Here is a 20778-nt window from a genome sequence, read left to right as displayed (position 1 = left end):
CTCTGCAGTTCAAAGGCGGGCAAAATTCTTTGCTGGAGAACTATCTTACTGATAGCATTGAAGTGAAGTGTTAAGTTTTGTTGCGTCATTTTGACAAGTTACAGGGGACCAATCTTGATCTCAATGGGATCTTTGTTCAGTCGCCAGGCTGCGCCTCTGCTGGGTATCGACATCAGCTCATCCAGCGTCAAGCTGGTGGAGTTAGGGCGGGATAAGGCGGGAGGCCTTGTTCTGGAACGTTGCGCTATCGAACCGCTGGAGCGGGGATGGATCACTGACGGCAACATCGAAAAGTTCGATGAGGTTGCTGAGGCAGTGCGTCGCCTTGTGAAAAAAAGCGGGACACGCACGAAGAACGTGGCGTTGGCTTTGCCTTCATCTGCCGTGATCACCAAAAGAATCACTTTGCCCGGTGGAATGACCGAGCAAGAGCTTGAAGTGCAGGTGGAGTCTGAAGCCAATCAATACATTCCCTTTTCTTTGGACGAAGTGAGTTTGGACTTCTGCGTCATCGGCCCTAGCAAAAGCTCGCCGGGGGACGTTGAAGTTTTGATCGCTGCGTCCAGACGAGAAAAAGTGCAGGACCGACAAGGTCTGGCAGAAGCCGCAGGCCTCAAGCCCATCGTTGTCGACATTGAGTCGAACGCTTCTAGATTGGCTGCGGGTCGTCTCATTGAAGCACTTCCAGGCAAGGGCTCCAATGCGATGGTCGCGCTGTTTGAAGTGGGTGCTCTGACGACAAGCATGCAAGTTATGCTGAACGAAGAGGTTCTGTACGACCGAGATCAAGCCTTTGGTGGTGCGCAGCTAACGCAGTTGATTGTTCGTCAATACGGATTTTCTGTCGAAGAGGCGGAAAGCAAAAAACGAAGCGGTGACCTTCCAGAAGATTATCAGTCGGCTGTGTTGCGTCCTTTCGTTGACAGCATGGCACAGGAAATTGTGCGTGCGCTGCAGTTCTTCTTCACAAGTACGCCCCATAACCGCGTTGATCACATTTTGCTTGCAGGAGGATCTGCTCCTCTGCCTGGTTTGACAGAAGCTGTGACTCAGCAGTCGGGGTTTGCATGCAGTTCCGTCAATCCGTTTGATGGCATGGAAATCGGTAGCGGAGTACGTCTGAAAAAGATGGTGCGTGAGGCGCCGTCATATCTCACCTCTTGTGGGTTGGCAATGCGGAGGTTCCTGCGGTGATCTTGATCAATCTACTTCCGCACCGTGAAGCCGCGCGAAAGCGCCGCCGCGAAGCGTTCCAAGCTGCGTTGTTCGCATCGTTTTTGATGGGTTTGGTCATTGCTGGAGCCATCTACTGGTGGTTGCAGTTATTGATAACTGAGCAGCAGGACAAAAATAAGTTCCTCAAGCAAGAGATTGCTGTTCTTGAAAACCAAATCAAGGAAATTGCCACGATTGAAGATGAAATCGCAGCCTTGGTTGCGCGACAAAAGGCTGTCGAGAATCTCCAGTCAGATCGGAATATTCCTGTCCATTTGCTCAATGAGCTGGTCAAGCAGCTCCCAGATGGCGTGTTTATCAGCAATTTCAAGCAGACAAACAAGACTGTAACGATGCAAGGCATGGCTCAGTCCAATGAGCGAGTTTCAGAGCTGCTGCGCAATCTCTCTAGCAACACCCCTTGGATTTCCAAGCCTGAACTGGTTGAAATTGTGTCTGCGAATGTGCCTCTGTCAGCCAAAGATCAGCGTCGCGTTTCTGCTTTCAAAATGACATTCACGTTGATGAGCCCTGTCGATTCGGCAAAATCTTCAGATGTGGCGGCTGGCAAGGCCGGTGTGACGGGGAAACCATAAAATGGCCAAGAAAAAGTCCTCGCCGCAATTTGATTTTGCGGAGTTTCAAGGAAAACTAACCAGGCAATTTAGCGGGCTGGACACCAAAGATCCATCTCTTTGGCCCGCTCTGCCGCGGGCGCTGTTGTATGTCGTCACCGCAGTCGTTGTCGCTGTTCTTCTATGGTTTGTTGTCATTAAAGACTACGAAGCTGAGTTAGAGACGGAGCGCAACACTGAAATTACATTGCGCGCAGATTATCAAAAGAAATTGATAAAGGCCGTCAGCCTTGATGCGTTGAAGAAACAACGTGAACAAGTGCAGCAATATGTGATTCAACTAGAGAAGCAGTTGCCTAGCAAAGCTGAAATGGCAGCGCTTTTGTCAGACATCAATCAGGCAGGCTTGGGGCGGAGTCTTCAGTTTGAACTTTTCAGGCCAGGGCAACTGGTTGCAAGAGACTACTATGCTGAATTGCCAATTTCGTTGAAGGTTGCGGGTAAATACCACGATATTGGTGCTTTTGCATCGGATGTTGCTCATCTCTCGCGGATTGTGACCTTGAATGATTTGTCTGTGACAGCTAATCCCAAAGATCCAAGTGCTTTGACCCTAGAGGGTACTGCTCGCACCTTCCGTTATTTGGACAGTGAAGAAATTCAAGCCCAACGCAAAGCAACTGCGACAAAAGCAGGAGGCGCTAAATGAGTGCTTTTAAAGCATTATTGGCTGTAACGGTCATTGCTCTAACTTCTGGGTGTATTTCTTCGGGAGAGGACGATTTGCGCCAGTGGATGGCCAGCGAACGTGCTCAAGCGAAACCTAGAATCACACCGATTACAGAGCCTAAGAAATTCGAACCACAGGCCTACACCGTGGCTTCGGAGTTGGACCCTTTCAACTCGCTCAAATTGACGCAGGCTTTGAAGCGTGATTCTTCGCAGACAGGGGCAAATGCAGCACTAATAGCGCCAGAGCAAATCAGGCGCAAAGAGCCTTTAGAGGCATTTCCGTTGGATGCGATGGTAATGGTTGGTAGTTTGAGTAAGAGTGGAAAGCCTACAGCTTTGCTTAAAGTCGATAAGCTCTTGCATCAAGTTCAGGTCGGAAGCTATTTGGGGCAAAACTACGGACGTATTCTGAGTATTTCTGAATCAGAAATAAAAATTCGAGAAATTGTTCAAGATGCAACCGGAGATTGGACAGAGCGAATGACTTCACTTGACCTACAAGAGGGTGCCAAAAAATGAAGCAACAAAGTGATTCCATAATGAAAGTTTTCCAACATACAGCTGTTGCAATCTGCATCACTTGTTTGTCAACAGCTGCGCTGGCACAGCAAGCTATTCGGTCTGTGACCGGTTCATTGCAAGGTGGAGCTGAGGTTCTGCGGGTTGATTTGGCGGAGCCTCTTGCAGGTTTGCCAACCGGCTTTGCGACTCAATCGCCTGCGCGTATTGCTTTGGATTTTCCAGGGGCCTCCAATGCAACTGGAAAAAATGCTGTTGACATCAATCAGGGTAATTTGAAGTCTGCCAATGTCGTGGAAGCTGGCGGGCGTTCGCGCATCGTCCTCAATTTGAAGCAGCCTACGTCGTATCGGGCTGAAATTCAGGGTAGTGCGCTGCTTATCATGCTAGATCCAGTCAGTGCTTCTTCAAGCGCTCCTGTGCAGCAAACCGCAAAGTTTGCCGATAGCTATAACAATGAAGTTTTAACACTGAAGGACATCGACTTTCGGCGAGGCGCTGATGGGGCTGGTCGAATTGTTGTTGAGCTGCCAAACAATCAGATTGGCGTGGACCTCCGGCAACAGGGGAAAGGCTTAGCTATCGAGTTCTTGCGATCAAGTTTGCCCGAGGGGCTGCGTAGGCGTTTGGATGTGGCTGATTTTGGGACTCCCGTTCAGTCAATCACCACGACTCAACAAGGCGACAAGGTGCGTATGCTTGTCGAGCCCATAGGTGATTGGGAGCACAGTGCCTATCAGAGCGACAATCAATTTGTCATCGAAGTTCGGCAGAAGAAAGTTGATTTATCAAAATTGACCCAAGGCCCCAATTACAGTGGCGAAAAGCTTTCTTTGAATTTTCAAAATATTGAAGTTCGATCTCTCTTGCAGGTGATTGCTGATTTTACCAATTTCAATATTGTCACTTCTGATACGGTTACCGGTGCATTGACCCTTCGATTAAAGGATGTACCGTGGGATCAAGCCTTGCAGATCATTATGGATGCCAAGGGTTTGGGGATGCGCAAGACCGGTAGTGTTTTGTGGATTGCGCCAAAAGATGAAATAGATGATCGCACCAAAAAAGATTATGAAGCGGCACTTTCAATTCAAAAGCTAGAGCCATTAAAAACCCAAGCATTTCAGCTGAATTACGCTAAATCGGCCGATATGGTGACGCAGTTGACTACCAGTTCGTCTAGCAGCGGTGGTGGTGGAACGTCCAATAGATTTCTTTCTGAGCGAGGAAGTGCTATATCTGAGCCTCGCACCAATCAGCTTTTTGTCACGGATACTCCAAGCAAATTGGAGGAGGTCCGTAAGTTGCTATCAACGCTAGATGTCGCAGTGCGTCAGGTGATGATTGAAGCGCGCATTGTTGAGGCCCGCGATACTTTTGGTCGCTCTCTTGGTGTAAAACTGGGCGGAGGTGATCTTCGCGCACAGTTGGGCGGTGACGGCGGCTATGGAATCGGTGGAAATAACCGTGTCGCTTTTGGTACGAGTTACGCAAACGCCACAAGCTCGGCGGGCTATGGAACTACAGTCAATACTGGTGGAACATTCGTTAATTTACCGGCATCGCTTTCTGGTGTTGATAATTTTGGATCTTTCGCTCTTTCTATATTCAATTCGGCAGCGAATAGATTTTTAACTCTTGAACTCTCTGCCATGGAGGCGGATGGGCAAGGTAAGATTGTATCTAGCCCGCGTTTGATTACTGCTGATCAAACAAAGGCCTTGATTGAGCAGGGTACGGAGTACCCTTACTCCGTAACGGCACCCAATGGGGCCACTACCATTGCGTTCAAGAAAGCCGTTTTGAAATTGGAGGTTACCCCTCAGATTACTCCCGAGGGAAATATTATTCTTGACTTGGATGTTAGCAAGGACAGCAGGGGCGAAACCACATCGCAGGGCGTTGCTATTGATACAAAGCACATTAAGACTCAAGTTCTTATTGAGAATGGCGGAACAGTGGTGATTGGCGGTATTTTCGAAATGGAAGAATCCAATCAGGAAAATAAGATTCCTTTATTGGGCGATGTTCCTGTTGTTGGTAATTTGTTTAAAAATAGAACAAAAGAATCGGTCAAGCGTGAGATGTTGGTTTTTATAACGCCAAAAGTTATTACGGATCGCACCGTTAGTCGTTGATTCTTTTTGAAAAGAGGGTGTTGAATTATGAAATTTTTCGGAAATTTATTTGCGATAGCGACTGTCGCACTCCTTGCGTCTTGCGGTGGCGGCGGTGGCAGCGCTGGTACGACGCCCGGTGGTACTACAGCCACTGTTGCAAGTTTTGACTACGTGTTAGATAAGAGTTCTATTTCAAATTCTGGTGCGGATGAGGCGACATTAACTGCGACAGCACTGGATGCAAACAACAATCCTGTGTCAGGTGTGGATTTCAAGGTCAATTTGAGTTCTGGTATTTATACGCCAACGAATACGACTACCGATACGTCGGGGAAGGCCGTTGGAAAGATTTCGATGGGCGGTAATAAATCGAATAGAACTATTACTGTAAATATGACTGTAGGTGGCAAGGCAAAGACTGACACCATCACCGTGACGGGGAGCGACATTGCGTTGTCGACAGTACCTGCCGCGCCTGCACCGGGGGCTAGTGTTGTTTTGACCGTCAAGGTTGTGGATGTCAATGGCGTGGGTATTGGTAATACTCCTATTTCTCTTTCTGGAAGCTTGGGGTTCAAAGGCACTGTGACCACGGACTCCACAGGTACTGCAACAGCGAATTTGTCGGCTGCTCCCACGACCGTAGGGACCTACACCGTAGTAACAGCGGCATCGGGTGTCACGAAAAGCCGTGAAATTCAGATCGTGGGTCCTACTGGTAGCGTGCCGGATGCGGTTGGCGTGATTTCAGCAGCGAGCCTCGCGATTACGCCAAATACCATTGCACCAAATCTGAACGGTGCTACGACAAATAAAGCTGCTTTGCGTGCAATATTCCAAGATGCGTCAAACCGTGCGATTAAAAATATTCGAGTCAGATTCGAAATTGTAGAACCTAGTTTGGGTGCTGGTGAGCAAATTTCTACCGGATCTGCAACTGTCTATACGGACCAAAATGGTGTTGCAACAGCTGATTATATCTCTGGCACCCGTTCCAGCCCAACGAATGGAATATTGATTCGCGCGTGTTACGCACTAACGGATGCTGCAATTGCAAATGGTGCTTGCCCTGATTCGCGCTCCGCAACGATGACGGTTGCGAACTCTCCACTTTCGATCACATTAGGTGATAATAATTTGCTCACCGCAGGGGCCAATAGTCTGACATACATTAAGAAATTTGATGTGGCTGTCGCTGATGCGGCTGGTAATGCTGTTTCTAATGCTCAAATTTCTGCAAGCGTAGATTTGCGCTATTATAGAAAAGCTGCCGGAATTGATGTCGTCAGTGATGCGATTACTTATACAAGCACACCTTCGATCTGTTTGAATGAAGATACCAATCGCAATGGTCTTTTGGATGCTGGTGAAGATGTCAATAGTAATGGTGTCATTGAACCGAGAAAAGCTGATGTGATTATTTCGTATGTCGGTGGGCAAGTGACTGGTACTAACGGTCGAGCAACTATTCAAGTTGAGTATCCCCAGAGCGTTGCTTATTGGATTGACTATGCTGTAAAGGTAACGACCAATGTTGCAGGTTCTGAAGGTTCTGTTGAGAAGCTCTATCTGACCCAGGCACTTGAGGCTGACGTTGCTAATGGCTCTTTTAGAAAGCCGCCCTATGGAGCCTTGGGGTGCAATTCCCCCAATTAAATTGTAGGTGATTGTTCAAAAAGAGCAGCTAGTCTGCTCTTTTTGCTTTGTGAATTGATATTGAATTTTTAAATATGTATCGCAAATTCTCAAGTGTTTGTGTTGGTTTGGAGGGGCGATCTTATTTGATTGAAATATGTCAAGGTTTTTTTGATGCAGGCGATGATTTTTACATTCCATTAGGCTCTTCTGCATTGATTGTTACGAATGACATTGTTTCTCCAATTTACACCAATCTATTGATTGGGAAAATAGATAATAAATTTTCTAATGTTATTGTTTTGGTTTTAAAGGATGGTGAGTCCCAGAAAAATTGGAATTCCTTAAGTAAAATATTCGACTGTCTTTTGGAAAATGGTTGTGATCGAAAGACAGTAATTTTTGCCCTCGGTGGTGGTGTTATTGGGGATATGGCCGGTTTTGCCGCATCGACCTATATGCGCGGTATCCCGTTTGTGCAGGTGCCTACGACGCTTCTGGCGCAAGTGGATTCTTCTGTGGGTGGAAAGACGGCTATCAATCATCCCCTGGGCAAAAATATGATTGGATCCTTCTATCAGCCACAGCTGGTAATCTGTGATGTCGACACGCTGGACACCCTGCCTGCCCGAGAGATGAGTGCGGGTATGGCAGAGGTGATCAAGTACGCCCCCATCTACGATGCTGACTTCATGGACTGGCTTGAGTCATCGATGGATGGATTGATGTCCAAAGATCATTCATTGTTGGCATATGCCATCAAGCGGTGCTGCGAAATTAAAGCCCTGGTGGTTGCGGAAGATGAGCGAGAGTCCGGCCTGCGCGCCATCCTGAATTTCGGTCACACTTTCGGTCATGCCATTGAGACAGGTATGGGCTACGGTGTTTGGCTTCATGGTGAAGGTGTTGCTGCAGGCATGGTCATGGCGGCAGAGTTGTCTCACCGTTTGGGGATGGTGGATGCTGCCTTCGTCGAGCGTTTAAAAGCGCTGATTCAGCGAGCGGGGTTGCCAATCAAGGGCCCGGTTATCGACCCTAAGGACAATGCAGGTCGCTACCTAGAACTGATGCGCATCGACAAGAAATCGGAAGCTGGTGAAATCCGGTTTGTGTTGATCGATGGGCCGGGCAAGGCTGTGGTCCGTCCAGCGCCAGACGCTTTGGTGCGTGAAGTGATCGACGCCTGTTGTGCTTAATTGCTATGCTTTTGATAGCTTCTAACGCTTTCTGTTAAAGCGCTAGAGTCAGTTTTGAATGGAACTTCCATTGCTTGCTCCATACGCCTGTGATCCTGCGTTTAGCAGGGGGCGCCAATATCCAGAGATTGCAGCGCCAACGCGTACGGAGTACCAGCGGGACCGGGATCGGATTGTTCACTCCACCGCGTTTCGGCGGCTGGTTTACAAAACGCAGGTCTTCTTGAACCACGAAGGGGATTTATTTCGTACTCGGCTGACCCATTCTTTGGAAGTCGCACAGTTAGGGCGGTCTATTGCCCGCACGCTGTGTATTAACGAAGACCTGGTCGAGGCGATTTCACTGGCGCACGATTTGGGGCACACGCCGTTTGGGCATGCGGGGCAGGATGCGTTGAATGAATGCATGAAGCCCTTTGGGGGCTTTGAGCACAATCTGCAAAGTTTGCGGGTGGTGGACCGCTTGGAAGAGCGCTATCCCGCCTACGATGGCCTGAACCTGAGCTTTGAGACCCGAGAGGGAATCTTGAAGCACTGTTCGCCTGCAAATGCTCAGTTGCTTGAGATGAGCGAGCCGCAGGGGGTGGGGGCGAGGTTCTTGCAAAAAATGCGACCCAGCTTGGAGGCCCAGTTGTGCAATCTGGCGGATGAGATCGCGTACAACGCCCACGATGTTGATGATGGTGTGCGTTCTGGGTTGCTCTCCATGGCCCAGTTGGAAGAAGTGGCCTTGTTTGACCGCTATCGTGCAGAAGCGCTGAAAGAACACCCTCAGCTGGCTTCGCCATCCATGCAGCGGCGCTGTTTGCATGAGTCGATTCGTCGCATGCTCAGTGCGCAGGTGTATGACGTGATTGCGGCAACGCGCTTGGCACTGGATGAGTGTCAGCCCGCCGATGTCCAGGCTGTACGCAGGATGCCTGTGCTGGTCCAGTTCAGTGCATTCATGCGTGAGCAATCCTTGGAGCTCAAGCGGTTTTTGTTTCGGGCTTTGTACCGCCATCCGCAAGTGATGGAAACCACGGGCAATGCCAAACGCATCGTACGGGAGTTGTTTGCGATCTATGTGGAGCGCCCTGCTGAGATGAAACCGGCTTATGCCGAAAAAGCACAGCTGGGTGATGCGCAGGCCGGGGCTGTGATCGTGGCCGATTACATCGCTGGCATGACCGACCGGTTTGCCATTCGGGAGCACGAGCGCTTGTCTGGTCAGCGTCTGATGGGTTGATCCAGAAGGGGGTAGAAAGGGGCACGCATACAATCCGCCTCTTTCTTGCTGCGGCTTTGGCCTCTTTGTGCGATGACTTCGACCACCCCAGATAGCTCCAACGCGACCCTTTTGACCCAGGATGGCTCGGAGGCGATCGTGATTGAAGACACCGTCCGTTGGCTGGAGCGCGCCGTGATTGGGCTCAACCTCTGCCCCTTTGCCAAGGGCGTGCATGTCAAAGGGCAAGTGCACTATGTCGTCAGCGCAGCCACGGAGGCCGGCACCTTGCTGGCGGATGTGCGTCGGGAGTTGCTGGCTTTGTCTGACATCTCCCCGGAGGTTCGAGACACCACGCTCCTGATGGCACCTCGCTGCATGGCTGATTTTCTGGACTTCAACGATTTCACGGCTTTGGTGGACGATTTGGTCCAGGCGTTGGATTTAGATGGCCTGCTGCAAGTGGCTTTTTTCCACCCACAATTTCAGTTTGCTGGCACGCAGCTGGACGATGTCTCCAACTGCACCAACCGAACGCCGTACCCCACCTTGCACCTGCTGCGCGAAGAGAGCATTGACCGGGCGGTGGCGGTGTTTCCAGAGGCGGACGCCATTTTTGAGCGAAATATCGAAGTTCTGGAAGGTCTTGGCACCCAGGGCTGGGCTGAGTTGGATGTGGGGGCACGCTGTCCCGTGCACGGCGTCATGGATCGCTCTGGTGAAGGAGAGTAAGGCATGGCAAGCTCACAAACAAAACGCAAAGTTATGCCGGATGCAGGTCGCGCACCCAGCGGAGCGGCTGGCGGCAAAAGGCCGTCAGAGTCATCTTCTGTGCTGGATGAGTTGCGCCCGGGGCAGTCTGTTGAGCTGCTCAAAGAGCTGCACATACTGACCCGCGATGGCCGCCTGAACCAAGACACCCGTCGCAAGCTCAAGCAGGTCTATCACCTCTTCAATTTCATCGAGCCTTTACTGAAAGAGTTTTCAGAAGAGGGGCGAAGTCCGGGACTGGCCGACCACGGGGCTGGCAAGTCTTACCTGGGCTTTATCCTGTACGACTTGTTCTTCAAGCAACTGGGGCGCGGGCATATTTACGGCATTGAAACGCGTGCCGAGCTGGTGGAGCGGTCGCGTGGATTGGCGTCCCAGCTGGGCTTTGATCGCATGTCGTTTTTGAATCTCTCTGTGGCCGAGTCCATGGGGGTGGCAGAGTTGCCAGAGCAGATGGACGTGGTGACGGCTTTGCATGCCTGCGACACCGCCACCGACGATGCCATTGCGTTTGGTCTACAAAAGCGGGCCCGTGCCATGGTGCTGGTGCCCTGTTGCCAGGCTGAGATGGCCGCCTGCTTGCGCCGCGACAAGGCGCTGCAGTTGGCGCGCACTCCATTGGCAGAGCTTTGGCGGCACCCGCTGCACACCCGCGAGCTGGGCAGCCAAGTCACCAACGTGTTGCGGTGCCTGTACCTGGAGGCGCGTGGCTACCAAGTGACGGTGACGGAGCTGGTGGGGTGGGAGCACAGCATGAAAAATGAGCTGATCATTGCCCGCTACACCGGGCAAAAGAAGCGCAGCGCGGTAGAGCGCTTGGCGGCCTTGTTGGATGAGTTTGGCCTTCAGCAGTCCATGGGTCACAGATTTGGGTTGGAGGCTGAGGCAGCGCTGTCATAACCTCCATTGGGTGCAGGCGCACGGCGGAAATAGGGGACGCATTTATCATCGTCCCTTTTTGCCGCATGGCCGCTTTGGCCAACGCCTCCCATGGCCCGTTTGCCCCGACTGACTTTGCCCGGTTACCCGCACCATGTGATTCAGCGGGGCAACAACCGCCAGCCCATTTTTGCCGATGCCGACGACTTTGATGCCTTCCTGGCGCAATTGACCGAGCAGGCGCTCAAGCATGGCGTGGCAGTGCATGCCTATGCGCTGATGGAGAACCACTTCCACTTGCTGGCGACACCTGATTCTGCAGACGGGCTGCCCAAGATGATGCAATCTGTGGGCCGCACTTATGCGCAGTACTTCAACCGCCGCCATGGGCGCACAGGTACTTTGTGGGAAGGGCGCTACCGCTCTACGGTGCTGGAAGCGGAGGCTTATCTTTTGCCTTGCATGGTGTTTTTGGACCTGAATCCGGTGCGCAGTGGCTTGGTGGTGCAAGCCTCTGACTACCGGTGGTCCAGTGCATCCCATTGGCTTGGCCTGCGCCATGACCGCGTCCTATCACCCCATGCCTGCTATTGGGCGCTGGGCAACACTCCTTTCGCGCGCGAAGCTGCCTATTTGGCCCTGCTCGAGTCTGGCTTGGCCGCATCGCAGCAAAAGTCTCTGGTGGACTCTGCTTTGAACGGGTGGGCGCTGGGGTCTGCGACGTTCTTGGAAGAAATCCAGGCGAAGACAGTGCGCCGCGTGACTCGCTCTCAGCCTGGAAGGCCTCGCAAAGCGCAGACTGACCACTGATTGCGAGCTGCCCAAAGGGATGGTGCGCCCTAATTTGATATGTCCCCAATAATTTGTTGATGAATTTTGTTGGAATTTAAATAGTATCTGACCCTATTTAATCTGCTTGCATCCCATGTTGCATTGCACTAATCTCGGCATCCCTGCGAAAAATATGAGGAGTGCGCCATGACCACGGCTGCCGAGATCCAGCATCTGCAACAACACGGTTTGTATTCATCGGGTAACGAACACGACGCCTGCGGCCTCGGGTTTGTGGCCCATATCAAGGGCATCAAGCGCCACGACATCGTGACGCAGGCCTTGAAGATTCTGGAAAACATCGACCACCGTGGTGCTGTCGGGGCCGATCCGCTGATGGGCGACGGCGCCGGCATCCTGATCCAGATTCCCGACGCGCTGTACCGTGAAGAAATGGCCAAGCAAGGCGTGACCTTGCCAGCGTCTGGCGAATACGGCGTCGGCATGATCTTCCTGCCCAAGGAGCATGCCTCGCGTCTGGCTTGCGAGCAGGAGATGGAGCGCGCCATCAAGGCCGAAGGCCAGGTGCTGCTGGGTTGGCGCGATGTGCCGGTCAACGTGGACATGCCCATGTCTCCCACCGTGCGCAAGAAGGAGCCCATCCTGCGCCAAGTGTTCATCGGCCGTGGCAACGACGTGATCGTGCAGGACGCGCTGGAGCGCAAGCTGTACGTGATCCGCAAGACGGCCAGCGCCAACATCCAGGCGCTCAAGCTCAAGCACAGCAAGGAATACTACGTTCCGTCCATGTCCAGCCGCACTGTGGTCTACAAGGGTCTGCTGCTGGCCGACCAGGTGGGCGTGTACTACAAGGACCTGTCGGACGAGCGCTGCATCTCGGCCATCGGCCTGGTGCACCAGCGTTTCTCCACCAACACCTTCCCCGAGTGGCCGCTGGCCCACCCGTACCGCTACGTGGCGCACAACGGTGAAATCAACACCGTCAAGGGCAACTACAACTGGATGAAGGCCCGCGAAGGCGTGATGGCCTCGCCCGTGCTGGCGGCCGACCTGCAAAAGCTCTACCCCATCAGCTTTGCCGACCAGTCCGATACCGCCACGTTCGACAACTGCCTGGAACTGCTGACCATGGCTGGCTACCCCATCAGCCAGGCCGTGATGATGATGATCCCCGAGCCCTGGGAGCAGCACACCACCATGGACGAGCGCCGCCGCGCCTTCTATGAATACCACGCAGCCATGCTCGAGCCCTGGGACGGCCCGGCCTCCATCGTGTTCACCGACGGCCGCCAGATCGGCGCCACGCTGGACCGCAACGGCTTGCGCCCATCGCGCTACTGCATCACCGACGACGATCTGGTCATCATGGGCTCGGAGTCGGGCGTGCTGCCCGTGCCTGAGAACAAGATCGTGCGCAAGTGGCGCCTGCAGCCCGGCAAGATGTTCCTGATCGATCTGGAGCAAGGCCGCATGATCGACGACGACGAGCTCAAAGCCAACGTCGTCAACACCAAGCCCTACAAGCAGTGGATCGAGAACCTGCGCATCAAGCTCGACAGCATCGAAGCCGGTGCCCAGGCGGCTGCGCCCCAGGCTGCAGACCTGCCCCTGCTGGACCGCCAGCAAGCCTTTGGCTACACCCAGGAAGACATCAAGTTCCTGATGGCGCCCATGGCCAAAAACGGTGAAGAAGGCATTGGCTCGATGGGCAATGACAGCCCGCTGGCTGTGCTCTCGGGCAAGAACAAGCCGCTGTACAACTACTTCAAGCAGTTGTTCGCCCAGGTGACAAACCCGCCGATCGACCCGATCCGCGAGGCCATCGTGATGTCGCTGAACAGCTTCATCGGCCCCAAGCCCAACCTGCTGGACATCAACCAGGTCAACCCGCCGATGCGGCTCGAAGTGAGCCAGCCCGTGCTCGACTTTGCCGACATGGCCAAGCTGCGCGACATCGCGCAGTACACCCAAGGCAAGTTCAAGAGCGCCACCATCGACATCACCTACCCGCTGAGCTGGGGCCGTGAGGGCGTGGAAGCCAAGCTGGCCTCGCTGTGCGCACAGGCCGTGGACGCCATCAAGGGCGGCGCCAACATCCTCATCATCAGCGACCGCGCGGTGAGCGCCACGCAAGTGGCCATTCCCGCGCTGCTGGCCCTGTCGGCCATTCACCAGCACTTGGTGGGCGCAGGCCTGCGCACCACGGCAGGCCTGGTGGTTGAGACGGGCACCGCCCGCGAAGTGCACCACTTCGCCGTGCTGGCGGGCTACGGCGCCGAAGCCGTGCACCCCTACCTGGCCATGGAAACCCTGGCCGACATGCACAAAGAGCTGGGCGGCGACCTGTCGGCCGACAAGGCCATCTACAACTACGTCAAGGCGATTGGCAAGGGCCTGTCCAAGATCATGTCCAAGATGGGCGTGAGCACCTACATGAGCTACTGCGGCGCCCAGCTGTTCGAGGCCATCGGCCTGAACACGGAAACCGTGGGCAAGTACTTCACCGGCACCGCCAGCCGTGTGGAAGGCATCGGCGTGTTTGAGATCGCCGAAGAAGCCATCCGCATGCACAAGGCGGCGTTTGGCGACGATCCCGTGCTCGAAACCATGCTGGACGCTGGCGGTGAATACGCCTGGCGCGCCCGGGGTGAAGACCACATGTGGACGCCTGACGCGATTGCCAAGCTGCAGCACAGCACGCGCGCCAACAACTGGAACACGTACAAGGAATATGCCCAGCTGATCAACGACCAGAGCAAGCGCCACATGACGCTGCGCGGCCTGTTCGAGTTCAAGATCGATCCCGCCAAGGCCATTTCGATCGACGAAGTTGAGCCCGCCAAGGAAATCGTCAAGCGCTTTGCCACCGGCGCCATGTCGCTGGGCTCCATTAGTACTGAGGCCCATGCCACGCTGGCCGTGGCCATGAACCGCATCGGCGGCAAGAGCAACACCGGTGAAGGCGGCGAAGACGCAGCGCGTTATCGCAACGAACTCAAGGGCATCCCGATCAAGAAGGGCGACACGCTCAAGAGCGTGATCGGTGTGGAAAACGTCGAAGTCGATCTGCCTTTGCTGGACGGTGACTCGCTGCGCAGCCGCATCAAGCAGGTGGCGTCGGGCCGCTTTGGCGTCACGGCCGAATACCTGTCGTCGGCCGACCAAATCCAGATCAAGATGGCCCAGGGCGCCAAGCCCGGTGAAGGCGGCCAGCTGCCGGGTGGCAAGGTCTCCAACTACATCGGCAAGCTGCGCCACAGCGTGCCGGGTGTGGGCTTGATCTCGCCACCACCACACCACGACATCTACTCCATCGAGGACTTGGCCCAGCTGATCCACGACCTGAAGAACGTTGCGCCTCACGCGGGCATCAGCGTCAAGCTGGTGTCTGAAGTGGGCGTGGGCACCATTGCGGCGGGCGTTGCCAAGTGCAAGAGCGACCACGTGGTGATCGCCGGGCACGACGGCGGCACGGGCGCTTCGCCCTGGTCGTCCATCAAGCATTGCGGCGGCCCCTGGGAAATCGGCCTGGCCGAAACCCAGCAGACCCTGGTGCTGAACCGCCTGCGCGGCCGTATCCGTGTGCAGGCCGACGGCCAGATGAAGACCGGCCGCGACGTCGCCATCGGCGCGCTGTTGGGCGCGGACGAGTTCGGCTTCGCCACCGCTCCGCTGGTGGTCGAGGGCTGCATCATGATGCGCAAGTGCCACCTGAACACCTGCCCCGTGGGCGTGGCCACGCAAGACCCCGAGCTGCGCAAGAAGTTCTCGGGCAAGCCTGAGCATGTGGTGAACTACTTCTTCTTCATCGCGGAAGAAGTGCGCCAGATCATGGCCCAGCTGGGCATCAAGAAGTTCGACGACCTGATCGGCCGCACCGACCTGCTCGACATGCGCGCTGGCCTCTCGCACTGGAAGGCACGCGGCCTGGACTTCAGCCGCCTGTTCGCTCAGCCCAGCGTGCCTGCCGACGTGCCGCGCTTCCACGTCGATGTGCAAGACCACAACATCGAGCACACGCTGGACCGCAAGCTCATCGAGCGCAGCCAGCCCGCCATTGAAAAGGGCGAGCGCGTGCAGTTCATCGAAGTGGCCCGCAACGTGAACCGCTCCGTGGGCGCCATGCTCTCGGGGGCTGTCACCCGCGCCCACCCCGAAGGCCTGCCTGACGACACCATCCGCATCCAGCTGGAAGGCACGGGCGGTCAGTCGTTCGGTGCGTTCCTCACACGCGGCATTACGCTGTACCTGATTGGCGATGCCAACGACTACACGGGCAAGGGCCTGTCGGGCGGGCGCGTCATCGTGCGCCCCAGCATCGACTTCCGCGGCGACGCGGTGCGCAACACCATCGTGGGCAACACCGTGATGTACGGCGCCACCACGGGTGAGGCCTTCTTCAGCGGCGTGGCCGGTGAGCGCTTTGCGGTGCGCCTGTCGGGTGCCACGGCGGTGGTCGAAGGCACGGGTGACCACGGCTGCGAATACATGACCGGCGGCACCGTGCTGGTGCTGGGCAAGACCGGCCGCAACTTCGCAGCGGGCATGAGCGGCGGTGTCGCTTATGTCTACGACGAAGACGGCCAGTTCGACACGCGTTGCAACATGTCCATGGTCACGTTGGAGCGCATCCTGCCTGCCTCGGAGCAAGAGGCCACGGTGCCGCGCGCCATCTGGCATAACGGCCAGACGGACGAAGCCCAGCTCAAGAAGCTGCTGGAGGACCACAACCGCTGGACGGGCAGCAAGCGTGCGCGCGAACTGCTGGACAACTGGGCGGCATCGCGTGGCAAGTTCGTCAAGGTCTTCCCGACCGAGTACAAGCGTGCCCTGGCTGAAATTTATGAACAAAAAGTGCTGGAGGAGTCCGCTACACCAGCGGTAGCTGCTACCAAAAAAGAAGCGGCCCCTGCCAAGTAAGGCAGCGCCGTTCACCTTCGCACAGCATTCATAAACAAGGACACCGTCATGGGAAAAACTACCGGCTTCATGGAATACGAGCGCATCGAAGAGGGCTACAAGCCCGTTGCCGAGCGCTTGAAGCATTACAAGGAATTTGTCATCGGGCTCGATAGCGCCCAGGCCAAGGTGCAAGGCGCGCGCTGCATGGACTGCGGCACGCCGTTCTGCAACAACGGCTGCCCGGTCAACAACATCATTCCGGACTTCAACGACCTGGTGTACCACCAGGACTGGAAGAGCGCGATCGAGGTGCTGCACAGCACCAACAACTTCCCCGAGTTCACCGGCCGCATCTGCCCCGCACCGTGCGAGGCAGCCTGCGTGCTCAACGTGAACGACGACGCCGTGGGCATCAAGTCCATCGAGCACGCGATCATCGACCGCGCCTGGGAAGAGGGCTGGGTCAAGCCCCGCCCTGCCAAGCACCAAACAGGCAAGAAGGTCGCTGTGGTGGGCTCGGGCCCTGCAGGTTTGGCGGCAGCACAGCAACTGGCCCGTGCCGGTCATAGCGTCACGCTGTTTGAAAAGAACGACCGCGTGGGCGGCTTGCTGCGCTACGGTATTCCTGACTTCAAGATGGAGAAGTCGCACATCGACCGCCGCGCCAAGCAGCTCGAAGCCGAAGGCGTGGTCATCCGTACCAGCGTGTTCGTGGGCGCCGCCAAGGACGGCCTGGGCAAGGACTCCAAGGTCACCAACTGGGCCAAGGAAACCATCACGCCCGAGCAGTTGAACAAAGAGTTCGACGCCGTGCTGCTGACCGGTGGCGCCGAGCAATCGCGCGACCTGCCTGTGCCCGGCCGTGACCTCGATGGCATTCACTTCGCCATGGAGTTCCTGCCCCAGCAGAACAAGGTCAATGCAGGCGACAAGCTCAAGGGCCAGATCCTGGCCACGGGCAAGCATGTCATTGTGATCGGTGGCGGCGACACCGGCAGCGACTGCGTGGGCACCAGCAACCGCCATGGCGCGGCTAGCGTGACCCAGTTCGAGGTGATGCCCCAGCCCCCCGAGGTGGAAAACCGCCCGCTGACCTGGCCTTACTGGCCGCTCAAGCTGCGCACCAGCTCCAGCCACGACGAAGGCTGCGTGCGCGAGTTCGCCATCTCCACCAAGGAGTTCACGGGCGAAAAAGGCAAGGTCAAGAGCTTGACCACCGTGCAGGTCGAGTTCAAGGACGGCAAGCTGGTCGAGATCCCAGGCACCGAAAAGCACTACCAGGCCGACCTGGTGCTGCTGGCCATGGGCTTTGTGAGCCCTGTGGCCGCCGTGCTCGACGCCTTTGGCGTGGACAAGGATGCCCGTGGCAACGCCCGCGCCACCACCGAGTTCGACGGCGGTTATGCCACCAACGTGCCCAAGGTGTTTGCGGCCGGTGACATCCGCCGGGGGCAGTCGCTGGTGGTCTGGGCCATCCGCGAAGGCCGCCAGGCCGCCCGTGCGGTGGACGAGTTCCTGATGGGCTACTCCGACCTGCCACGTTGATAGAGCCCGCGGCGCTTGCGCTGTGGCCCACCCAAGCGCCCTGCGGGGCGCTTTTTCTTTTGCTATTTAATTGATAGCTGCTAGCGCTTATCAAATAAGCGCTAGGCCATGGTTTGGCTCAAAGTGCCCTTGGCGTCGCAAGCGCCCATGGGGTACGGGCAGCGCCATAGCGGACAATAGAGGGTTTTGCGCTGCAGGTTGCCTGCGCGCGCTGGGTTTCCTGTTTGTGATTTGAGAGCCGATAGCCATGAAAAAAACCGCCGCCGCCCTGGCCCTGCTGGGTGCCCTGATTGCTGGATGCAGCAAAACCGACAACCCCGCACCTGCTGCTGCGCCAGCGCCTGCCGCCGTCACCAAAATCGTGGTGGGTCTGGACGACAACTTTCCGCCCATGGGCTTTCGCAACGACAAGAACGAGCTGGTGGGCTTTGACATCGACATGGCCCGCGAAGCCGCCAAGCGCCTGGGTGCCGAGGTGGAGTTCAAGCCCATCGACTGGAGCGCCAAAGAGGCCGAGCTGTCGGGCAAGCGCGTGGACGCCTTGTGGAACGGCCTGACCATCACCGAAGAGCGCAAGCAGAACATTGCCTTCACCGCGCCGTACATGGAAAACCACCAGATCATCGTGGTGGCCGCGCAGTCCAACGTCAAGACCAAGGCCGATCTGGCGGGTAAGGCCGTGGGGGCCCAGGAGGGCAGCAGTGCGGTGGACGCCGTGAAGAAGGAAGACGCGGTCTTCAAGACCTTCAAGGAGTTCAAGACCTTTGGTGACAACGTGACCGCGCTGATGGACCTGTCCACCGGCCGTCTGGATGCGGTGGTGGTCGATGAGGTGGTGGGCCGCTATTACGTGGCCAAGAAGCCCCAGGAATACGTGGTGCTGGATGCCCACTTTGGCACCGAAGACTATGGCGTAGGCGTGCGCAAGGACGACGCCGCTTTGCAAGGCAAGCTGGACAAGGCCCTGGCCGACATGAAGGCCGACGGTGCTGCCGCCAAGATTGCTGAGCAATGGTTTGGTAAGAACATCATCAAATAACAAGGTACAACCCCCTGAGCGGCTGCGCCGCTTCCCCCTTCTCTCGCCTCGCTGCGCGAGCCGGGAAGGGGGACGCCACCAGCGCGGCGGGGCGGCGCGGCCAGCTCAGGCCCTTGCGCGGTGGCCGCTGGCTTGGGCCGCGCCCGTGCTGACGGCCGCGTACAAAACATACTGAACTGTCGCGACAGCATGGACTACGTTCTCTCCCTCCTGGGACCGCTGGCGCAGGGCGCCACGGTCACCCTGAAGCTGTTCGCCATCACGCTGGCGCTGGCCGTGCCGCTTGGGCTGGCGCTGGCGCTGGCGCGGGTGTCGCGCAGGAAGGCCCTGTCGGGCTTCGTCAACGGCTACATCTGGCTCATGCGGGGCACGCCGCTCATGCTGCAGATGCTGTTCATCTACTTTGCGCTGCCGTTTGTGCCTGTCATTGGCGTGCGGCTGCCGGATTTTCCGGCGGCGGTGGTGGCCTTTGCGCTGAACTATGCCGCCTACTTTGCAGAGATCTTTCGTTCGGGCATTCAGTCGATCGACCGGGGTCAGTATGAAGGCGCCAAGGTGCTGGGCATGACCTATGGGCAAACGATGCGCCGCATCGTGCTGCCACAAATGGTGCGGCGCATTTTGCCGCCCATGAGCAACGAAACCATCACCCTGGTCAAAGACACTTCGCTGATCTACGTGCTGGCCCTCAACGACCTTTTGCGCGCAGCGCGGGGCATTGTGCAGCGCGACTTCACCACCACGCCCTTTATCGCGGCGGCGGCTTTTTACCTTGTCATGACCCTGGTGTTGACCTGGGGCTTCCAGCGTCTGGAGAAGCGTTATGCCAAGCACGACGAGTGAGCATGGGGCCATGGACAACCCAGGCCAGCCCATGATCGAGGCGCGCGGTATCCACAAGGCCTTTGGCCGGGTGCCTGTGCTGCGCAATGTGTCGCTCACGGTGGGGCAGGGCGAAGTGGTGGCGCTGATCGGGCCTTCGGGGTCTGGCAAGAGTACGTTTTTGCGCTGCCTGAACCACCTCGAAACCATCGACCGTGGCCACATCGCCATTGAAGGCCAAACCTTGGCCCAGACCGATGCTGCCGGGCGTTGCAGCTACGCGAGCGAGACCGAGGTGCGCCGCATCTGCCGCAAAACCGGCATGGTGTTCCAGCACTTCAACCTGTTTCCGCACCTCACGGTGCTGGAGAACCTCATCGAAGCGCCCATGGTGGTGCAGGGCATGGCGCGCGATCAGGCCGTGGCCCGTGCCGAGGCATTGCTGGACAAGGTGGGGCTGCGCGCCAAGCAGGACAACTATCCCTCGCGCCTGTCGGGTGGGCAAAAGCAGCGCGTGGCCATTGCCCGGGCGCTGGCCATGGAGCCCGACATCATGCTGTTTGACGAGCCCACATCGGCCCTGGACCCTGAACTGACCGGCGAGGTGCTGCGCACCATGCGCGCCTTGGCCCAGGAGCGCATGACCATGCTGGTGGTAACGCACGAGATGGGTTTTGCCCGCGAAGTGGCGCACACCGTGGCGTTCATGGACCAGGGCGAATTGCTGGAAACCCGCCCTGCGGCCGAGTTTTTTGCGGGGCCGGGACATGAGCGCAGCCGCGCTTTCTTGAACCACATGCTGTGAGGTTGCCCCGCACTGGCCCGGTTT

At 56.5% G+C, this 20778-nt stretch carries 16 protein-coding genes; all 16 read left to right on the top strand.

Annotated features, from left to right (window positions below; genetic code table 11):
* The first annotated feature begins 114 nt into the window (after positions 1 to 114).
* The 16 genes from CLU86_RS13845 to CLU86_RS13775 all read left to right on the top strand — a co-directional run bounded on the left by CLU86_RS13845 (position 115) and on the right by CLU86_RS13775 (position 20754).
* Entirely contained in the window at positions 115 to 1194 is a 1080-nt protein-coding gene (locus tag CLU86_RS13845; protein ID WP_099656598.1) for a pilus assembly protein PilM, read from the top strand.
* Positions 1191 to 1811: a PilN domain-containing protein gene (locus tag CLU86_RS13840; protein WP_099656597.1), complete on the top strand. Its 621-nt coding sequence runs from the start codon at positions 1191 to 1193 to the stop codon at positions 1809 to 1811. The genes CLU86_RS13845 and CLU86_RS13840 overlap by 4 nt, the downstream gene beginning before the upstream one ends.
* Before the next feature lies 1 nt (position 1812).
* A complete protein-coding gene (locus CLU86_RS13835) occupies positions 1813 to 2499 on the top strand; it encodes a type 4a pilus biogenesis protein PilO (protein ID WP_099742008.1) in 687 nt (228 codons plus the stop codon).
* Positions 2496 to 3041 carry a pilus assembly protein PilP gene (locus tag CLU86_RS13830; protein WP_099742007.1) on the top strand — a complete coding sequence of 182 codons (546 nt, stop codon included), beginning with the start codon at positions 2496 to 2498 and terminating at the stop codon, positions 3039 to 3041. The genes CLU86_RS13835 and CLU86_RS13830 overlap by 4 nt, the downstream gene beginning before the upstream one ends.
* 20 nt (positions 3042 to 3061) lie before the next feature.
* Positions 3062 to 5179, top strand: coding sequence for a type IV pilus secretin PilQ (gene pilQ / locus CLU86_RS13825; RefSeq protein ID WP_233195003.1), 2118 nt, complete (start codon positions 3062 to 3064; stop codon positions 5177 to 5179).
* A gap of 27 nt (positions 5180 to 5206) precedes the next feature.
* A complete protein-coding gene (locus tag CLU86_RS22640; RefSeq protein WP_143226709.1) occupies positions 5207 to 6817 on the top strand; it encodes an Ig-like domain-containing protein in 1611 nt (536 codons plus the stop codon).
* Positions 6818 to 6891: 74 nt separating this feature from the next.
* The gene (gene aroB / locus CLU86_RS13820) at positions 6892 to 7992 is read left to right on the top strand and encodes a 3-dehydroquinate synthase (RefSeq protein ID WP_099742005.1); all 1101 of its coding nucleotides are present in this window, start codon (positions 6892 to 6894) and stop codon (positions 7990 to 7992) included.
* Positions 7993 to 8050: 58 nt separating this feature from the next.
* Entirely contained in the window at positions 8051 to 9220 is a 1170-nt protein-coding gene (locus CLU86_RS13815) for a deoxyguanosinetriphosphate triphosphohydrolase (protein ID WP_099742004.1), read from the top strand.
* 72 nt (positions 9221 to 9292) lie between these two features.
* A complete protein-coding gene (locus CLU86_RS13810) occupies positions 9293 to 9931 on the top strand; it encodes a DUF1415 domain-containing protein (RefSeq protein ID WP_099742003.1) in 639 nt (212 codons plus the stop codon).
* 33 nt (positions 9932 to 9964) lie between these two features.
* Positions 9965 to 10870 (top strand): SAM-dependent methyltransferase, encoded by a 906-nt coding sequence (locus tag CLU86_RS13805; RefSeq protein ID WP_099742002.1) that lies wholly within the window; start codon positions 9965 to 9967, stop codon positions 10868 to 10870.
* A 90-nt stretch (positions 10871 to 10960) separates the two neighbouring features.
* The gene (locus CLU86_RS13800) at positions 10961 to 11659 is read left to right on the top strand and encodes a transposase (protein ID WP_099742001.1); all 699 of its coding nucleotides are present in this window, start codon (positions 10961 to 10963) and stop codon (positions 11657 to 11659) included.
* Positions 11660 to 11827: 168 nt separating this feature from the next.
* Positions 11828 to 16561 (top strand): glutamate synthase-related protein, encoded by a 4734-nt coding sequence (locus CLU86_RS13795; protein WP_099742000.1) that lies wholly within the window; start codon positions 11828 to 11830, stop codon positions 16559 to 16561.
* Positions 16562 to 16609: 48 nt separating this feature from the next.
* A complete protein-coding gene (locus CLU86_RS13790) occupies positions 16610 to 18088 on the top strand; it encodes a glutamate synthase subunit beta (RefSeq protein ID WP_099741999.1) in 1479 nt (492 codons plus the stop codon).
* Between the two features lie 247 nt (positions 18089 to 18335).
* On the top strand, positions 18336 to 19127 hold the full coding sequence (locus CLU86_RS13785; RefSeq protein WP_099741998.1) for an amino acid ABC transporter substrate-binding protein: 792 nt from the start codon (positions 18336 to 18338) through the stop codon (positions 19125 to 19127).
* Between the two features lie 189 nt (positions 19128 to 19316).
* A complete protein-coding gene (locus CLU86_RS13780) occupies positions 19317 to 19970 on the top strand; it encodes an amino acid ABC transporter permease (RefSeq protein ID WP_099658793.1) in 654 nt (217 codons plus the stop codon).
* The gene (locus CLU86_RS13775) at positions 19951 to 20754 is read left to right on the top strand and encodes an amino acid ABC transporter ATP-binding protein (protein WP_099741997.1); all 804 of its coding nucleotides are present in this window, start codon (positions 19951 to 19953) and stop codon (positions 20752 to 20754) included. The genes CLU86_RS13780 and CLU86_RS13775 overlap by 20 nt, the downstream gene beginning before the upstream one ends.
* Positions 20755 to 20778 lie beyond the last annotated feature (24 nt).

Source organism: Acidovorax sp. 62 (assembly GCF_002754495.1).
Classification (GTDB): domain Bacteria; phylum Pseudomonadota; class Gammaproteobacteria; order Burkholderiales; family Burkholderiaceae_C; genus Acidovorax.
Note: the sequence above shows the minus strand (reverse complement) of the source record. Positions and strands in the feature narration are given on the sequence as shown.